Origin of the sequence: Pseudochrobactrum asaccharolyticum (assembly GCF_003314995.1) — a bacterium.
Lineage (GTDB): Bacteria > Pseudomonadota > Alphaproteobacteria > Rhizobiales > Rhizobiaceae > Pseudochrobactrum > Pseudochrobactrum asaccharolyticum.
The window spans coordinates 2,498-17,466 of sequence record NZ_QNRH01000020.1 but is presented as its reverse complement, the minus strand read 5'-3'; the positions used below and the strand labels follow the sequence as shown (position 1 = coordinate 17,466).

At 46.6% G+C, this 14,969-nt stretch carries 14 protein-coding genes; 9 read left to right on the top strand and 5 right to left on the bottom strand.

All coding sequences use genetic code 11. The annotated features are described in order from the left end of the window. Nucleotides 1–421: 421 nt before the first annotated feature. The 3 genes from DFR47_RS21140 to DFR47_RS21130 all read left to right on the top strand — a co-directional run bounded on the left by DFR47_RS21140 (nucleotide 422) and on the right by DFR47_RS21130 (nucleotide 2,172). The gene (locus DFR47_RS21140) at nucleotides 422–1,024 is read left to right on the top strand and encodes a hypothetical protein (RefSeq protein ID WP_113946496.1); all 603 of its coding nucleotides are present in this window, start codon (nucleotides 422–424) and stop codon (nucleotides 1,022–1,024) included. A 300-nt stretch (nucleotides 1,025–1,324) separates the two neighbouring features. After that, nucleotides 1,325–1,918: a histidine phosphatase family protein gene (locus DFR47_RS21135; protein WP_113946495.1), complete on the top strand. Its 594-nt coding sequence runs from the start codon at nucleotides 1,325–1,327 to the stop codon at nucleotides 1,916–1,918. Next, nucleotides 1,915–2,172 carry a hypothetical protein gene (locus DFR47_RS21130; RefSeq protein WP_113946494.1) on the top strand — a complete coding sequence of 86 codons (258 nt, stop codon included), beginning with the start codon at nucleotides 1,915–1,917 and terminating at the stop codon, nucleotides 2,170–2,172. Before DFR47_RS21135 ends, DFR47_RS21130 begins: the two co-directional genes overlap by 4 nt. A 49-nt stretch (nucleotides 2,173–2,221) precedes the next feature. Here DFR47_RS21130 and DFR47_RS21125 read toward each other — a convergent pair whose 3' ends face one another. Next, the gene (locus tag DFR47_RS21125; protein WP_113946493.1) at nucleotides 2,222–3,346 is read right to left on the bottom strand and encodes a vWA domain-containing protein; all 1,125 of its coding nucleotides are present in this window, start codon (nucleotides 3,344–3,346) and stop codon (nucleotides 2,222–2,224) included. A 317-nt stretch (nucleotides 3,347–3,663) separates the two neighbouring features. Here DFR47_RS21125 and DFR47_RS21120 point away from each other — a divergent pair, with 317 nt between their 5' ends. After that, nucleotides 3,664–4,893: an HdeD family acid-resistance protein gene (locus DFR47_RS21120; protein WP_113946497.1), complete on the top strand. Its 1,230-nt coding sequence runs from the start codon at nucleotides 3,664–3,666 to the stop codon at nucleotides 4,891–4,893. 10 nt (nucleotides 4,894–4,903) lie between these two features. On the opposite strand, the gene DFR47_RS21115 is transcribed toward DFR47_RS21120, so the two are convergent. Then, nucleotides 4,904–5,692: an AraC family transcriptional regulator gene (locus DFR47_RS21115; RefSeq protein WP_113946492.1), complete on the bottom strand. Its 789-nt coding sequence runs from the start codon at nucleotides 5,690–5,692 to the stop codon at nucleotides 4,904–4,906. A gap of 96 nt (nucleotides 5,693–5,788) precedes the next feature. On the opposite strand from DFR47_RS21115, the gene DFR47_RS21110 reads away from it, so the two are divergent. From DFR47_RS21110 to DFR47_RS21100, 3 genes are all read left to right on the top strand, one after another. Further along, nucleotides 5,789–6,991, top strand: coding sequence for an MFS transporter (locus tag DFR47_RS21110; RefSeq protein ID WP_113946491.1), 1,203 nt, complete (start codon nucleotides 5,789–5,791; stop codon nucleotides 6,989–6,991). Between the two features lie 687 nt (nucleotides 6,992–7,678). Then, complete coding sequence (locus tag DFR47_RS21105) at nucleotides 7,679–8,665, top strand: integrase (protein ID WP_113946490.1); 987 nt, start codon at nucleotides 7,679–7,681, stop codon at nucleotides 8,663–8,665. 555 nt (nucleotides 8,666–9,220) lie between these two features. After that, entirely contained in the window at nucleotides 9,221–10,237 is a 1,017-nt protein-coding gene (locus tag DFR47_RS21100; protein WP_113946489.1) for a hypothetical protein, read from the top strand. A 580-nt stretch (nucleotides 10,238–10,817) separates the two neighbouring features. Here the strand turns inward: DFR47_RS21100 and DFR47_RS21095 are convergent. Beyond that, nucleotides 10,818–11,378 carry a recombinase family protein gene (locus DFR47_RS21095; RefSeq protein WP_113946488.1) on the bottom strand — a complete coding sequence of 187 codons (561 nt, stop codon included), beginning with the start codon at nucleotides 11,376–11,378 and terminating at the stop codon, nucleotides 10,818–10,820. A 231-nt stretch (nucleotides 11,379–11,609) separates the two neighbouring features. Here DFR47_RS21095 and DFR47_RS21090 point away from each other — a divergent pair, with 231 nt between their 5' ends. Beyond that, nucleotides 11,610–11,990: a hypothetical protein gene (locus DFR47_RS21090; RefSeq protein WP_113946487.1), complete on the top strand. Its 381-nt coding sequence runs from the start codon at nucleotides 11,610–11,612 to the stop codon at nucleotides 11,988–11,990. 18 nt (nucleotides 11,991–12,008) lie between these two features. Here DFR47_RS21090 and DFR47_RS21085 read toward each other — a convergent pair whose 3' ends face one another. Beyond that, nucleotides 12,009–12,500 carry a hypothetical protein gene (locus DFR47_RS21085; protein WP_113946486.1) on the bottom strand — a complete coding sequence of 164 codons (492 nt, stop codon included), beginning with the start codon at nucleotides 12,498–12,500 and terminating at the stop codon, nucleotides 12,009–12,011. A 53-nt stretch (nucleotides 12,501–12,553) separates the two neighbouring features. Beyond that, nucleotides 12,554–13,345, bottom strand: a complete 792-nt coding sequence (locus tag DFR47_RS21080) for a hypothetical protein (RefSeq protein WP_113946485.1) — start codon at nucleotides 13,343–13,345, stop codon at nucleotides 12,554–12,556. 538 nt (nucleotides 13,346–13,883) lie between these two features. Between DFR47_RS21080 and DFR47_RS21075 the strand changes: the two genes are divergently transcribed. Continuing rightward, entirely contained in the window at nucleotides 13,884–14,579 is a 696-nt protein-coding gene (locus tag DFR47_RS21075) for a hypothetical protein (RefSeq protein WP_113946484.1), read from the top strand. Nucleotides 14,580–14,969: the final 390 nt, after the last annotated feature.

The window sequence follows — 14,969 nt, the reverse complement described above, 5'->3', positions numbered from 1 at the left end:
TAAGAAACTGTGTAAGAATTAACAACGTAATCTCAACTTAAACCGCGCAAATCTGGGCTTTTCACTTATAGTTCAAGCCGCGCCGTCCGCACCACTTTTCTCAATATTTTCATCAATTTTAAAAACCGATACGATCGCATAATCGTAGATTTCTTTTCGAAAATCTTACTAAACAATAAGGCTCACAAATACGCCTGCCCCAGCCTTCCCTTAGATACGATTTTCACGTTTGATAACAGAGATAGCGGGCGCTCCAACCTGATTATCCAGTTCTGTATTTCTGTGGTGCAAACGCGTTAGAGCTTTTCTTGCCTGCAATTCTGTTTCAGTTTAGAAGGAAACCCTCGAAATTCATGTTGTGGCAGTGGGGTGCAATTCTCACGCATGGCGCTAGCATTAAATAGAATTCTGGAGCTCTACGATGACCACCTTAAAAAAATCATTGTACGGAATTACGATTGCTCTCAGCGTGATGTCTTTATCATCTTCGCCAATTTGGGCAGCTTCATCAAATTCAGGAGATTTATCCGCCGAGGAGCGAACCGAACTTCAACAAGCAGCAGGGATCACTTGCGACACAAGCAAAAGCGACGCCTGTACTGCGGGTAATGTTGAAAGCGGTGATTTCTACAACGTGCGAATCTACGGAAGCTGCATAAATGCACCTTATTATGGCCGTATAAATGATAAATCGATTACTTTGAGAAAAGGCGTTGCGACAACAGGTACTGACGGAAAAACTGAAGGCACACTGGCACCTAATCAATTGGTTTGCATCAAAGCAGTTGCTCAGGTGAATGTGACAGACACAGAATATTACGTCATGGCTCTTCCGATGGATTATGGTCCGGAGTGCAAAGATGAAGAACTGTGCAAAAAACCGCAGCCGCTTCCAAAAGAACATCAAAGTACAATGGCTAAATGTCAGAATGATAGCCAGAAGGGCTATGCAGGCTGCCCCCAAGGCTGGGTGTTTGCAAGTGAAATGGAAGCCTATTCTAACGGGCTGTCTTTTCCACAATAATTGACTGCAATTTCTGACAGTCAACATCATAATCACTCGCGGGGGAGCTAAAACGACCGCATATACATTACAATAAAACATCCGATTTTATTGGTGAAATCGTAGGCTCCCCGTAATGATAGTAATGATAACAGTCCCCGTGCGACTGTTATCATTGTAGCTGTCTTGATGAAGCAGGCAGAATATACCTTCCCAAACCATCAATCTCTTGGCTCGTATGTAATGCTTAAAGATACTGTGATCGGCACATATAACATTTCATATCAAGATGCCGAGTTTTGTTTCAAGGAGTGAGCCAGCGTGATTTATTTAGTTCGTCATGGTCAGACTGTTTTCAATGCTGCCGCACGCTGGCAAGGACAAGTGGACTCTCCCCTGACAGCGCTTGGTCTCCGTCAAGCCGCAGCGGCTGGTGAAACACTGCGCGGAATTATCGCTGATAATGATATCGCCGTTTTCTGCAGCCCGCTTGGCAGAGCCCATGACACGGCTAAAATCATTGCGGAGAAAATCGGTTACCAGAACGAAATGCAACTTGATCCGCGCTTGATGGAAATCGGTATGGGATCATGGGAAGGCCTGACGGATTATGAGATAGAGCAAGAATGGCCGAATGCCCGTGACGGGCTGGAGCATCATGAATGGTTCCTCCATTCACCGGACGGGGAAACTTATGATGATATTCTTGCCCGCACTCAGGACGCTTTGTCAGAGATTGCAAATCACAGTGCGCCAATCAAAATCATCGTATCCCACGGTGTGACCGGCAGAATAATTCGCAGCATACACGCCAATATCCCAAAAAATGACGCACTGAAGCTGGAAGTCCCTCAAGATGCGCTGTACCGTCTATCCGATAAAGGTCATATTGAGCGCATTGCTTTCGGCATATGAACCAGCAAACATCGCCCCGAAAACAAAACTGGTGCCTCTCAGCGATTATCGCCCTGATCTTCGGTGCCATAACCGCTTTTATATTCTACTACCTGATTATCTTTGGCTCGGGCAATGATGGTTATGCAATTATATATTGCATTTTCACCGCGCCCATAGCGATGATCTTTGGCCTATGGGCATTATTTTATCATCGCAGCAATATTGCCTTGATAGCGATGACGCTCTGCCTTTCACCGCTCATTTATCTTTAATCGAAAGACACCTCGCCCGATTGGGCGAAGTGTCTGTGTTAGAAAAAGATTATTTCAGCTGCTCGACAAGCGTTTCCGTGACTGCGGCGTCAAATGAATCTGTTTCTTTATCGTCGCTTTGCTCAGCCTGCTTTTTAGCGATAAATGTGTCCCGTTTTGTAACAAGATCAGCCATTTTTTCCTCCAGCTTTGTACGCTCTTGCGCGTTCTTATCCAGAATGTCCTGCTTTTCCTGTCCGGATTTACCGCGCATATTATCCGGCAATTCCTCGTCTTTCACGGCATCCAGTTTTTGTTTGCCATTTTTCACATCGGCAACAAGATCACCGCCACCGGTAACAACCTCTTTCGCACCGCCTTTTTTGGCGTAATAACGTGAGTTATCAACCTTTACAGCGGCAGGCGCTGCGGCTTTGGCATCCATCTTGCTCTGCAATTCTGCCTGTACGCTACGATTACCGTAAGCAATAACGGTTTTATCAATATCCTGCTGAACGGTGATAATTTCATTATCAAAAGGCGTCTCAATAACGGTGATATTGCCGCCATCCTGCGGAATGGCCATATAACGCCCGTGGCCAAGCTGTGCAATTTCGCGCCAGACTTTCGTTGTGTCAGGATCATCACCGGCCTGAATTGTATTAACGGTGATTTTGTCTTCTTTCGCACGCTTCAGAATTTGAGGATATTGCCATGTATTCGGATAATCCATGTGTGGCGGCGCATCGCCGACAAGGAAGATAATCCGCTTGGTATTGTCGTTCTTAGTCCATTTTAGTTTACGAACAGATTCATCCAGCGCTTCATTAACCGATTCCGGCGTATCACCACCGCCATCTGCCTCCAGCTTGATCAGCTTACCATAGAGCCCCTGCACGTCTGCGCTCATATCATAGGTTTTCAGGACATATTCGTCACCACGGTCGCGATAGGCCACCAAGGCCATACGAATATCAGCGTCCGGATTCACATCGATGATTGTATTGGCAATCGACCAGATTTTTTTCTTTGCGCCGTCAATCAGACCAGCCATAGAGCCGGTTGTATCAAGAACAAATGCAACCTCAATACGTTGCTCCTTATCACTGCCGGCCGCAAGTACAGGTGAAGCACAAGCTGTCATAGCAACAGCTGCAACAAGACTTTTGTCAAAAAAGCGCAAAGTACGAAGCATTATAATCCCCATAGTAAAATGATGCTTATGCTTCGCGGCGGAATGCGGCATAATTGGGAGACTGCCAAGTCAAGATTATGATTTACAGCAATTTTATGCCCTATCAGGCTAAAACAAGCCGCCTTAAGCAGAACATTTTCCCGATCTATTGATCTGTCTGTACTATTATAAATATCGTAGTAATTATTTTAAAATAAATATATCAATTCACTTTCATAACAAAGATTAGCTAAAATCAAATCAATTGAGACGCCTGCATGATACGAATCCTGTTTCTTTTTCTTGGCCGGGAAATCATCCTGAGACATTGGAAAACGTTGTTTACTATCGGCGTTTGCTGGCTCCTGCTCGGTTTAGCAATCTTTATTGATGCATTAGACGGCGACACTTATCTTCACCCCTATACATTCGCATATTTCCTGCTGCCTGAAGCAGCAATAAGCCTGCTTGCTGCCGCCGGCAGTGAAGGTACAGCTAAACAGATGCGCATTGTGCAAGGCATTGCATTACTCGCCGTTTCCGCCTTGATTTTCACATCTACGCCCGCCACGAATTTCCTGCTTGCGCTCGTCTTTGGTCTTTGCTTTCTCATTGACGGTACAATGCGTATTGCCAGCGCCTGGGTTGTGCGTTTTCCGCGCTGGAAAATTGGTATTGCCGGTGGCGTGTTCGAACTTATACTGGCCATTGCAACGTTACAGCCTTGGCCGACATGGTATGAAGGCACTGTAGGCGCTAATGTCGGCGCCGTGCTGATCCTCTCCAGCCTTGGTATTATTCATGTGGCATGGCGTATTCATAGTCTGGAAGCCGGTGCGCCCCTGTCCCGTTTATTCGGACGGAGCAGCCTTCTTTCCGCGATAACTACGCATCACCATCACCCGCAGGTAATAACAAAGCGCGGAGAACTCATTGTTCACGTCTGGACACCAACCGGCACAGCCATGACACCGCTACGGCAGCGCGCCATCAGCCGTTATATTGCAGCGGTAGATGCAAATGGTGTTATTTCCACCGGCCACGCAGCACTGGAACTGCAACCGGATCTGTATATCAGTCATTATCCGGCCGTTGAGATTGATCGCTCTCCTAATGAATTCAGCCGTACTTTGCGTGCGACCGCAGATAATAATATCGAAGGCCGGTACTTAACTGACTACAAATCTGAGGCCGAAGGCTGGTGTGAATCTACCGTACAAGTCATCATTAAAAATATCGATGAAAATAAGTTACGTGCGTTTTGGAACACTTATAAAGCAGATAATACCTACAATTTGACCAACCGCAATTGCTCCAGTGTTGTCGCTGATGCACTTGATGCTGCACTGGAGGGTGTTTATCGGCATAAGCGCTGGCCGGTATTTTCTGCATTGCGTGCAATTGTTTACCCGGAACTCTGGGCAGCCAGCCTGATACGTAAACGTGCTGAATCCATGGCATGGACACCAGGTTTGGTGCTTGATTATGCCCGTGCACTCAGTGCAATCGTAGATCCGCAGCCAGGGATTTGGGTACCAAAGGAATTTCAAAAAAGGCGTACAGAATAGCCAGCTCTGCTCACTTATTTTTGTGTACCGGCAGATATCGTGTCGGGGTCTGCCCCAAAGCTTTTTTGAACATTGTGATAAAGGCCGTGACAGATTCATAGCCAAGTATTGCCGATACATTTTGGACGGAAACACCGGCCGAAATTTCACGTAGCGCCAGCATAAGATGAAATTGCTGGCGCCAACGGCCAAAGGTCATTCCTGTTTCCTGCAACATCAACCGCGCCAATGAGCGTTCACTGACAGCAACCCGCTCCGCCCATTGCGCCAAAGTACTACGATCGGCCGGATTATTCGCAAAACCTTCAGCAATTTTTCTGATTTTCGGATGCTCTGAAATCGGCAAGTGAAAATCCTCTTTCGGCATCAGTACCAATTCATCCAATAAAACTCTGACCAGCCTGTCTGTATGGCTTCCGGCTTCATAATCCGGTGCTTGTTTTGCAAGGTGCCCGATCATTTCACGGATCATCGGCGATACTGAAAACGTACAACACTGTGCCGGTAATGCCGCCGCATCAGGCTCCACAAACAAAAATGACAGTTGCGCATTAGCGGTTGTGAAATTGCTATGCTCCATACCGCCCGGAATCCACACGCCGCAATTGGCCGGAACAATCCACCAGCCATCAGCAACATGACATGTCACCGCCCCGTGCAAAGCCAGCACAAGCTGTCCCTTGCGATGCCGGTGTGCAGGAATTTCTGTCGCATAATCTTTAAGCTCCAGATGTAAAGCAACGGCAGGGCGATCGGTCCTGTCCGGATCAAAATCAGTATGTGCAGAGTAAGATGGCATAGGGCTTTGGCAGAATTTAGCGATAAAATGTCACTATAACTAAATTCAGCATCAACGCAATTCTTTAGAAGGGAGGCAGAAAGGTGAATACCCCAAATGACGACAAAAAAGCCTCTTAACGCACGATCACTCTTATTGATTATCGGCATATTATTAATCGCAACCACTATCAGAGCGCCGATTACCGGCATTGCACCTGTATTGGATATGGTACGCGCCAGTTTCTCTCTCGGCACAGCTGAAGCCGGTATTCTGACAACCCTGCCCCTGCTCGCTTTTGCTCTTACATCACCATTCTCAGTTTTATTTGCCCGAAAATACGGATTGGAACGCAGTCTTTTTGGTGCACTACTGCTGATTACATCAGGCATTATTACACGCTCATTAGGCAATGTATGGTGCCTCTTTGCGGGAACAGCACTGATCGGTGTCGGGATTGCATTTGCCAATGTTCTGCTGCCAAGCCTTCTTAAGCGCGATTTTCCCGATCGCATTGCATCTCTGACAGGCGCTTACTCTGTAACGGCCGGCGCAGCAGCTGCTTTTGCTTCTGCTACTGCTATCCCGATTGCTGCTATGTTTATTAACGGCTGGAACTGGGCTCTGGCATCTTTCGCCCTGTTTCCCGTCATCGCAATGATTGTCTGGCTACCACAGCTCTCCAATCATACAGCACCATCGCAAGCCTCAACCAGCTCCATACAAAATGAGAAAATCTGGAAGTCACCGCTTGCATGGCAGGTTACCCTGTTTTTTGGTCTTAACTCTCTGGTCTATTATGTAATTGTTGCATGGTTGCCAATGATATTGGCTGAATCCGGCTATTCACCTGCAGTAGCGGGCTCGCTGCATGGCGTATCTCAGTTTGCCACGGCAATTCCGGGACTAATATTTGGTGCCGTATTAAGCCGTTTCAGAGATCAGAGAATTATTGCACTTTCATTAGCGGCAATGACAGCAATTTCGCTCTTCGGCCTGCTACTTTTACCAGCATGGAATGTGCTCTGGGTCGCATTATTCGGTTTTGGCGCCGGTGCAACATTCATTCTTGCTTTGGCATTTATCGCTTTACGTTCAGCGAACGCTCATCAGGCAGCAGCATTGTCAGGCATGGCACAATGTGTAGGCTATCTTATTGCTGCGGCAGCACCTCCGCTTGCAGGCTTAATTCATGACAAGTCTCAAGGCTGGGCATTAACACTGATAATTTGCATTATTCTTTGTGGGGCAATGGCATTTCTCGGCTTCCAAGCCGGCAAACAGCGGCTAATTTTCAATCAGCGAGAAGCAACACATTAGAGTAACGGCTCCTACTGCCTAACAATACAATATGCGTAATCTCCATATCGCTTACAGATTACGCATATTGCCCCATAAAAGCTGCAATGTGACTGGCGAGTGCCCTACAGATTTAGCGACATCATTCTTTAATCTGAACAACGAAGTTACGCACATAAACTACAAATAATTGGATTTTTCCCCATTGATACGCAAGAGTGGTTGCGTTAGAACGGCTTAGCTTTATATCAAAGCGTCTGCGCACCCGTAGCTCAGCTGGATAGAGTGCTGCCCTCCGAAGAGTCCGAAGGCTGCGATCAAGCTCTAAAATATTCTTATTATTTCAATACCTTAAACAAGGTGATCACGCTTTTATAGCGTAACAATTGTATTCAGGCACATCCCCACCACTCAGGCAGATAAATGTTGTCAGCATTCATATTGCTTGCGTATCTACGACAAAGAGCTGCCCTGAAAATCAGGATGAGGCAATTTTAAAAACCTTGGTTCCCTCGATGTTCCGACGTGTTTTTCAGTCATAAAACGGGTCAATCGGCACAACCTCGCCACTCTCCATGGCACCTATGTTTCCGGTCTTGCGATCATGATGCTGAGCCGACCAACGCCGTCAAGCTCCCGTTCTGGTTTCCTCCTTGGCACCTATAAAGGGGCGTCCTAGAGACTGTAGAAATACCGTATGGAGTTTCTATGGCTACAATTCGTAAATTACGTGGACGCTGGCAGGCACAGGTTCGCCGTAAGGGGCTCAAACCACGAGCCAAAAGCTTTGACACCAAGGCCGACGCTGAAAAATGGGCACGCAATCTGGAGACTGAATTAGATCGCGGCGGTGGTTTCATCGATACGCGCCTTGCCGAGAAAATGACACTCCGGGAATTGCTTGAGCGTTATCTTACAGAGATTACGCCGCACAAGCGCAGTGCTCAGACTGAGACCTATCGCATTCGCGTGCTTATGAAGCATGAAATCGCATATCGCACGCTTGCCATGCTCAGCCCTACAGACATTGCACTATATCGCGATGAACGATTAAAGGTTGTAGCCACTTCCACAATACTTAAAGAGCTGAACACTCTGGCGCACGCCATCGATATTGGTCGTAAAGAGTGGGGTGTCCATCTGATGCAAAATCCATGCCGGATGATCAGACGACCATCACCGCCACGTGGACGTGAACGACGTTTAGAAGAAGGTGAAGAGCAAAAGCTATTAGAAGCAGCAGATGCTGCTCGCAATCCTTATATGCGCTCACTCATTATCATCGCACTTGAAACAGCTATGCGCCAAGGCGAAATTCTTTCACTTGAATGGCAGGACATCGATTTTAATCGCCGGATAGCTCATTTGGATATGACCAAGAACGGTGAAAGCCGTGACATACCACTATCACAGCTTGCTTTACGAACGCTCATAGAGCTTCAAGAAGGCAGCATTAATCAGCGTGTATTCCCTTTGACGAAATCAGCCGTAGGACAGGCGTGGGAGCATCTTCGTGTTCGCGCTGACATGATAGATTTCCGGTTTCACGATCTGCGTCACGAGGCAATCTCGCGCCTTTTAGAGAAGGGTTTGAATGTCATCGAGACTGCAACCATTTCCGGACACAAGGAACTGCGCATGTTGCAACGCTACAGCCATTTGCGTGCAGTCGATCTGGTTGATCGTTTAGGGTAGATCAATCTACCCTCATGAGTTTTCAGACGACCATAGGAATTCACGAAGTCCTAGAATAATCCGGATTTATTTTAGGGGATGGTTTCTGGCGCCTTAGCAATCCGGAAACATAACCACCGCTCCTGAGCTGCAACTTATCTTTCCATTATGTAAACTTAGAGGTGCGAAAGTAGCTCAAAAGCGGGCTTAAGCTTTATAAACTGGTAGGGTTACAGCCCATGAGCTTCTTATATGGAATAAGAAGAATGTTGTCGCTATCTTGTCCGTAAGTTTACAGAAAAAGCTCCAATCAGAGTATTTTCTCGCTCATAGAGTAGATTAATCTATGCCCTCATACATAACCGGACGATGAAACGTATTGAGAGCGCTAAAAACATCGTCTCTGTTCTTTTGAAGCCGTCAAATAATTTTGGCTCGCCACCGCTTCAATCATGACTTTGCTAAATTAATCCAGAAACCTCCGGCATCCCTTTTCATTTTCGCTATAGGCTAATCGTTAGTGCTCAACTGACAATTAACCCGTTTTAACGCACCTCTCGGTGCGATGGAGAAGTTATGTCTAAATTTCACTTGGAAGAGTTCGAACGCCTTATGGATTCGACAAAAGCGTGCAAGCTGATCATGCCGGATGTTCTGGAAAAAGAAAGAGAGGTGGCACGGCATAAATTTTACGAATATCAGTTCATGTCCCCGCTTGCCGCCACACAGCACTTTGCAGAGCTTTATAGTCAAAAAGCAAAAGCCTTTGCCCGGATGCACCAAGATACCGAAACTGCTGAGAAGGTTCGCGGGATGGGACACAATCTTTTTGGTAAGCCAAGTGCCTCATTGACCGAGTTCTGGAATACACGTCTGAAAGCCGATCAAATGGGGGCGCCCTATGGTTTAATCATTGAGTTTGGTTTTCATTTCGCAGGTCGTCGCAAATGGCGAGCTGCTCCCAGACCCGGACAGTTGTTTGGAAGTAAGAATTCAGGCGAAATCTGGCTTGAAATGTTTGAGAGCTACGCCGAGGAACACTTTACCCTGTTCACCCGGGAGCTAGGTGATCTCCCTCAGTATAGAAGCGAAAACTATCGTGGTTTGCAATCCCAAGACGACTTCCGGGAGTTTATCCGTGAGGCAATTGCTCGTCCCGGCCAACAGTGGGATCGTAAGATTATCCAAAACTGTATTGAGCGCCGATACTTGCCGCTGTCTGAAACACTTTACATGGTGCCGAAGGATTTGCGTAAGACTACCATTGAAAGCGTGCGATCTAGTATCCGCAGGGCAGAACCCACTCCAGCTCCGATTGAAAAACTGCCGTCTATTAGTTTAGTGCCCAGCTGCTGTGGTATTACCTCGGCCTTGGATCGCACAACGCCGGAATGCTCAAACTGTCCCTTTGCTGAACTCTGCACCTCGATGTGCGAGACTGTGGGCGAACGTATGGTAAAGCGCTACGGTAGCCTTTCACCTCTTAAAGATAGCCGGGATGAAAAGCGAAAAGAAGGGCAGCGCCGCCGAACCGCGAGACACAGAGCTAAACAAGCAGAACTGAAGAAACTTCCCGGAAGTGTGTCAGGATAAGCCGGAGCGTGTTTGTGTAACGGTTAGCCTATATCTCTTCTTATTCTTAAATATATAAACTATAGGCTTACCGTTACACTTTCTCTCTTTTATCTCCGGATCCTAAAAACTACTCCGGGGTTAAAAAACGTATAGGTACTCGCCACCTTACAAACAAACGAATTAACATTCCGGATTTTAAAACAACTTTCCGGATCACGAGAGACCTTCGTAACAGCTTACCAGCAAATAAAATCTTCCGGACAACAAAACCCTCGCGGAACCTCAGCAAGCGCGCCGGTGACTCTCTATGACTCAACCAGAGGCGCTCTCTGTCGCAATCTTATCCTTTCTATCCATGAGCCCCCGGAATGAATAGAGTGGTTTCAGTCCAGCGCTTCAAGCGAGTTAACCGTCTCATAGAGCAAGCATTTCTATTATGCTGGTGCGCTGGTCGTTTAATATTGTTGGCTCAAACTACACATTGACCGAAAACGCCATAGAGAGTCACCTGCACGCGCTGCCTTCCGGACAGCACTTCTATCAAGCTGCACAAAGGAATGAGTCAGCAAGCCGCTACGAGTCAAATAACAGTATCCTGTTACGCAACATCCTTCAGTGCTCTGACTAACGTGCGCGGATGCAGATTATAGCGCTTGGCGAGCGTCTCCACAGAAGCCGAACCATCCTTAAGTGCGATACGTGCACTCCGGAGCTGGGTAGCTGTCATGGCAGGCTTACGCCCGATCCTTTGCCCTCGTGCACGTGCAGCTTCCATTCCGGCTTTGGTGCGCTCACTGATCAATGACCGCTCAAACTCTGCCATCGCAGCAAGCAGATGAAATAACAGCCGTCCACCGGATGAGGACGTATCAATCGCTTCACTTAAGGAATGAAACTCCACCTCGCGCTCACCCAATTCAGATATCAGCCGAACCAGATCAACCAATGACCGCCCAAGACGATCTAACCGCCATACAACCAGCATATCTCCGGCTTGTAACGCTTTTAGCACCTTGCTGAGACCGTCCCGTTCAAATTCAGCACCGGACACGCCTTGATCGGTATAAACCCTAGCACATCCTGCGGCCTTCAATGCACTGAGCTGTAGATCAAGGTTTTGATCGCTGGTCGAAACACGGGCATATCCTATTTTCTTCATCTTACTCATTCCGGATAACTAGCGAGGAATATTCAGCTATTCCGAGATGAAGATACCCGTTCCCCTCTTGACGAAAAGGAACCCTTTCGTGCGGCATGGGTTTAGTTGTTGACCGTTTAAGCCTGCCTATCAAAATCAAGGACTTCCGGTCATTTGAAAATAGCTATTCAAGCACTAGGAGAAGGGTTCCCTTTTGTGCAGCGTATTTTTGCTTAGGGAGCCCAAAATCCAATGTCCCGTTTTATGCTTACAGCTGTCGTTCCAGCACTTTTTTTGAGTATCACACCGGCATCGGCTGACGCTTTAGACACCTCATTCAAGCTCGCACTCTATCCGTATGCAGTTTTAAAACGAGCAGCGGTCACCTGTGACAAACCAATCAGTGAGTATATTGATTACAAAACACGCGTGATGGAAATCCTCGGCAAAATTCCTGATGCCAATTTAAGAGCCGCTGATCGCGACTTGGAGGAGCATTATGAAAGCGAAGCACGATATGATTTAGAATGCACAGATGTCTTACTTGACCTCTACCAGCAGACAAAAAGCAGCAATGCAGAACGGTCGTTGAAATCACTCAATGATGCAGTGAACAGAAAACTGCGAGAATAACCATAGATCAATCTACGATTAAATATGCTTATTTGCTTCCAACCAATTTTCGAGTGCAGTTATTAGCGCTGGCTGTAACTGGGTATCCCCCTTCAATGATTGACCTAATGAGGCATTTAAAGGCGAAAACCCAACTTCCTTCATAACAGCGCCAACTTTAAGTTCACGCGCAGTCATTACAGCTTGAATACGTGATTTAGCCCACGGCAATAGGTGGCGACCATTTGCGATTGGCACCCTTCCGGCCGTGGTAGCTGTGGGATGAGGTGTAATGACGCCATATTCAGTCTGAAGCCAATGCTCGAACTCTCTGCGCTCATAAGCGCTTGCTTTTTGCCACGCGTTTTTGAGCTCATGAAACCGTGTGCGTTGAGTTTTTAAGCCACAGGCAACCGCCGCCTCAGTAATTGTCTGGTATTTTCCGTCGATGTAATCAGCATAATAAGCCGGATAATCCTTCAGCAATCGCTCTTCGTAATAAGCTTTATTACGCACCTGTTTCTTGGGCATCCATCCCTCTGCAAACGCTATTTTGATACGCGTTATTGATAATAATCTCTTATTTAAACAAGAGGATTACCACCCAGAAGACGCTTTAGAATTGCTTTGCCACCTTTTGAGTTAGGCGATAAATGGGCTCCACGCTCCTCGCCGTCTTTATATATAATTAATTCACAATTTCGATCAGCTAACTCGCCCAGCCCCCAAGCATTTCTTTGCCTCATCACAATAATCGTCTTATTTGTATCATTAATGAGTGAGTGCACAAATTTCTTTGCTGCTATACACGACGGCATCTTTTTATGGGCTGCACCTAGACTAAAGATCCTCGAATGGTAGGGAAAAAGCTCAATAACTGCCATGCGTGTAGATAACTGCTGACTTGCTTCAACCCAGTCATATTTCAAAACGTTTGCGGCTTCCGCAATTGTGCCATCTAGCTTGCGAGCCCACCAATCATAACCCGCCGTCCAGCACCATTGAGGGTCGAGAAACATAAACGGATACTGCGCCACAGACACAGCATCTTGTTTGATATTTTTTACGAGCCTATCGTGAAATAATTCCTGTTTCTCTGCATAAAAATCAGCTGGAGATAGTCCCGGATTTAAGAGACAAATTATAATGTCCGCATTCCGAAGATCACCGCAATATGGCATAGGAAGTAGACCAAGCTGAAACTTACACCCCCTTCTTTCATTCACCCATTCCCGCGGTGTTTCAGGTGCTGTTAAAGTTACTTTGCCGTTATGCTTTTCCTGAAGCAGCCAATGCCTATCCTGAGGATGGACATAACTCGGGCCACTTAGATCCAGCTCCTCCCAATATTTTATAAATTCATCACACGGGTTCATCACTGATACATTCAAAATAAAAAACAGATATTTAGCATCATAAGGACATCATGATCAACACTTGCAAGTGTCCATCGGTCACAATCGCCCACCTTATGATGCCAATGGTTTATATTCTCAACCAGCATTACAGAGGTTAGCGTCTCGCCACAGTCTCAGTATATAGCTCTTTCACCTCTAGTATTCGGCGGACGTCTCGTGTCATCAAAGCAAGCGTAAGGCATCTAACCCCACTACATTAGTTATTCTTATACTTATTGTGCCGATCATTTGCACCATTGTGCTTATGAAAAGCAAATCGTCAAATCGCACATAAGCGAGCAGCAAGGCCAAATGAGTAGTCTCTCAGCAAAATAACTGTTTATAAGCAACTCTATTCACTTAGCTATTGTCACGAGACACTATATGGTTTCGTAGTTGCAGCCCCCTACTCAATAAAATACCGCGCTCTTAGTTTGATTTTTGCCATTAAAGCATAAAGCATCTAAATTTTTAGAAGTATCTGTGAATGACTGGGAGAAAAAAAGGGTAGTGAACGATGATTGAGATCCTAAAATCCATCAATACTTATTTAGGGAGTATTTCCGGGGCAATTACTGCATTCGCTACACTTGCGCTGGCTGTTCTGACTTGGATTCTCGCGCGTGCAACAAATGCTATGGCAAAAGCAACATCGTCAGCTAACGTGGTGGCAAGCTTAGAAACCAACCAATGGTCGTGGCGTCATCTTGACCTTATAGTGCATAATACGGGTAGCGCCCCAGCTTTTGCTGTTACCGTTAAATTCGATCCACCTCTTCCTTACATGACCGAAAAAGAGGAGAGCGATATGCCGTTCTGGAACATTAGCATTCTTCGACCAGGCCAAATTCTGAGTTCCAACGTAAACGACTTTCAATCAGTGCGCGAGAAAATATACCGTGCAACGGTTCAATGGAGAGTATCGCCCGATTCCAAACACGTCGAAGAAAATTCATACGACATTAACATCGCAGGACTTGGAGCAATTTCTAGGCTTGGCGCTGAGTCACCGGAGGTGCAAATAGCGGAACAAATCAAAAAAATCCGTGAGGACTGGCAGGCTATCGCTAACGGCAAGCGGCGATTAACGGTGGATCAATATAGTAGTAATGATCGCGAGCAGGAGCAAAAAAAGCGAACCGAAGCACTACGCGAATTACGTGAACGCCATGTGGAAGATCATTCAGAGCAAAAAAGCTCTTCTGAGACATAAGAAGGCATTTCGATACTTACCAGCACGACAAGATGGCACACGGTCGCCACATGTGGCTCCTTCCTATCCGTTTGTTTGTGACACATAATAACCGCTACTATGCCCCCCAAAGTTGGATACAATCACTATCAAATCCTCACAGGTAGATTTACCTCCGGAGAAACAAGTGATCACTTGGAGATCCCGCACTCGAAATGCGGAGGCACAGGTTCGCTTAGCAAGTTATCGGAGATGGCTTGTTAAGCCCTCAGCAGATTATTCACATAATCTGCCCATAATCCTCTTATTCCCCATTGATACGCAAGAGTGGTTGCGTTAGAACGGCTTAGCTTTATATCAAAGCGTCTGCGCACCCGTAGCTCAGCTGGATAGAGTGCTGCCCTCCGAAGG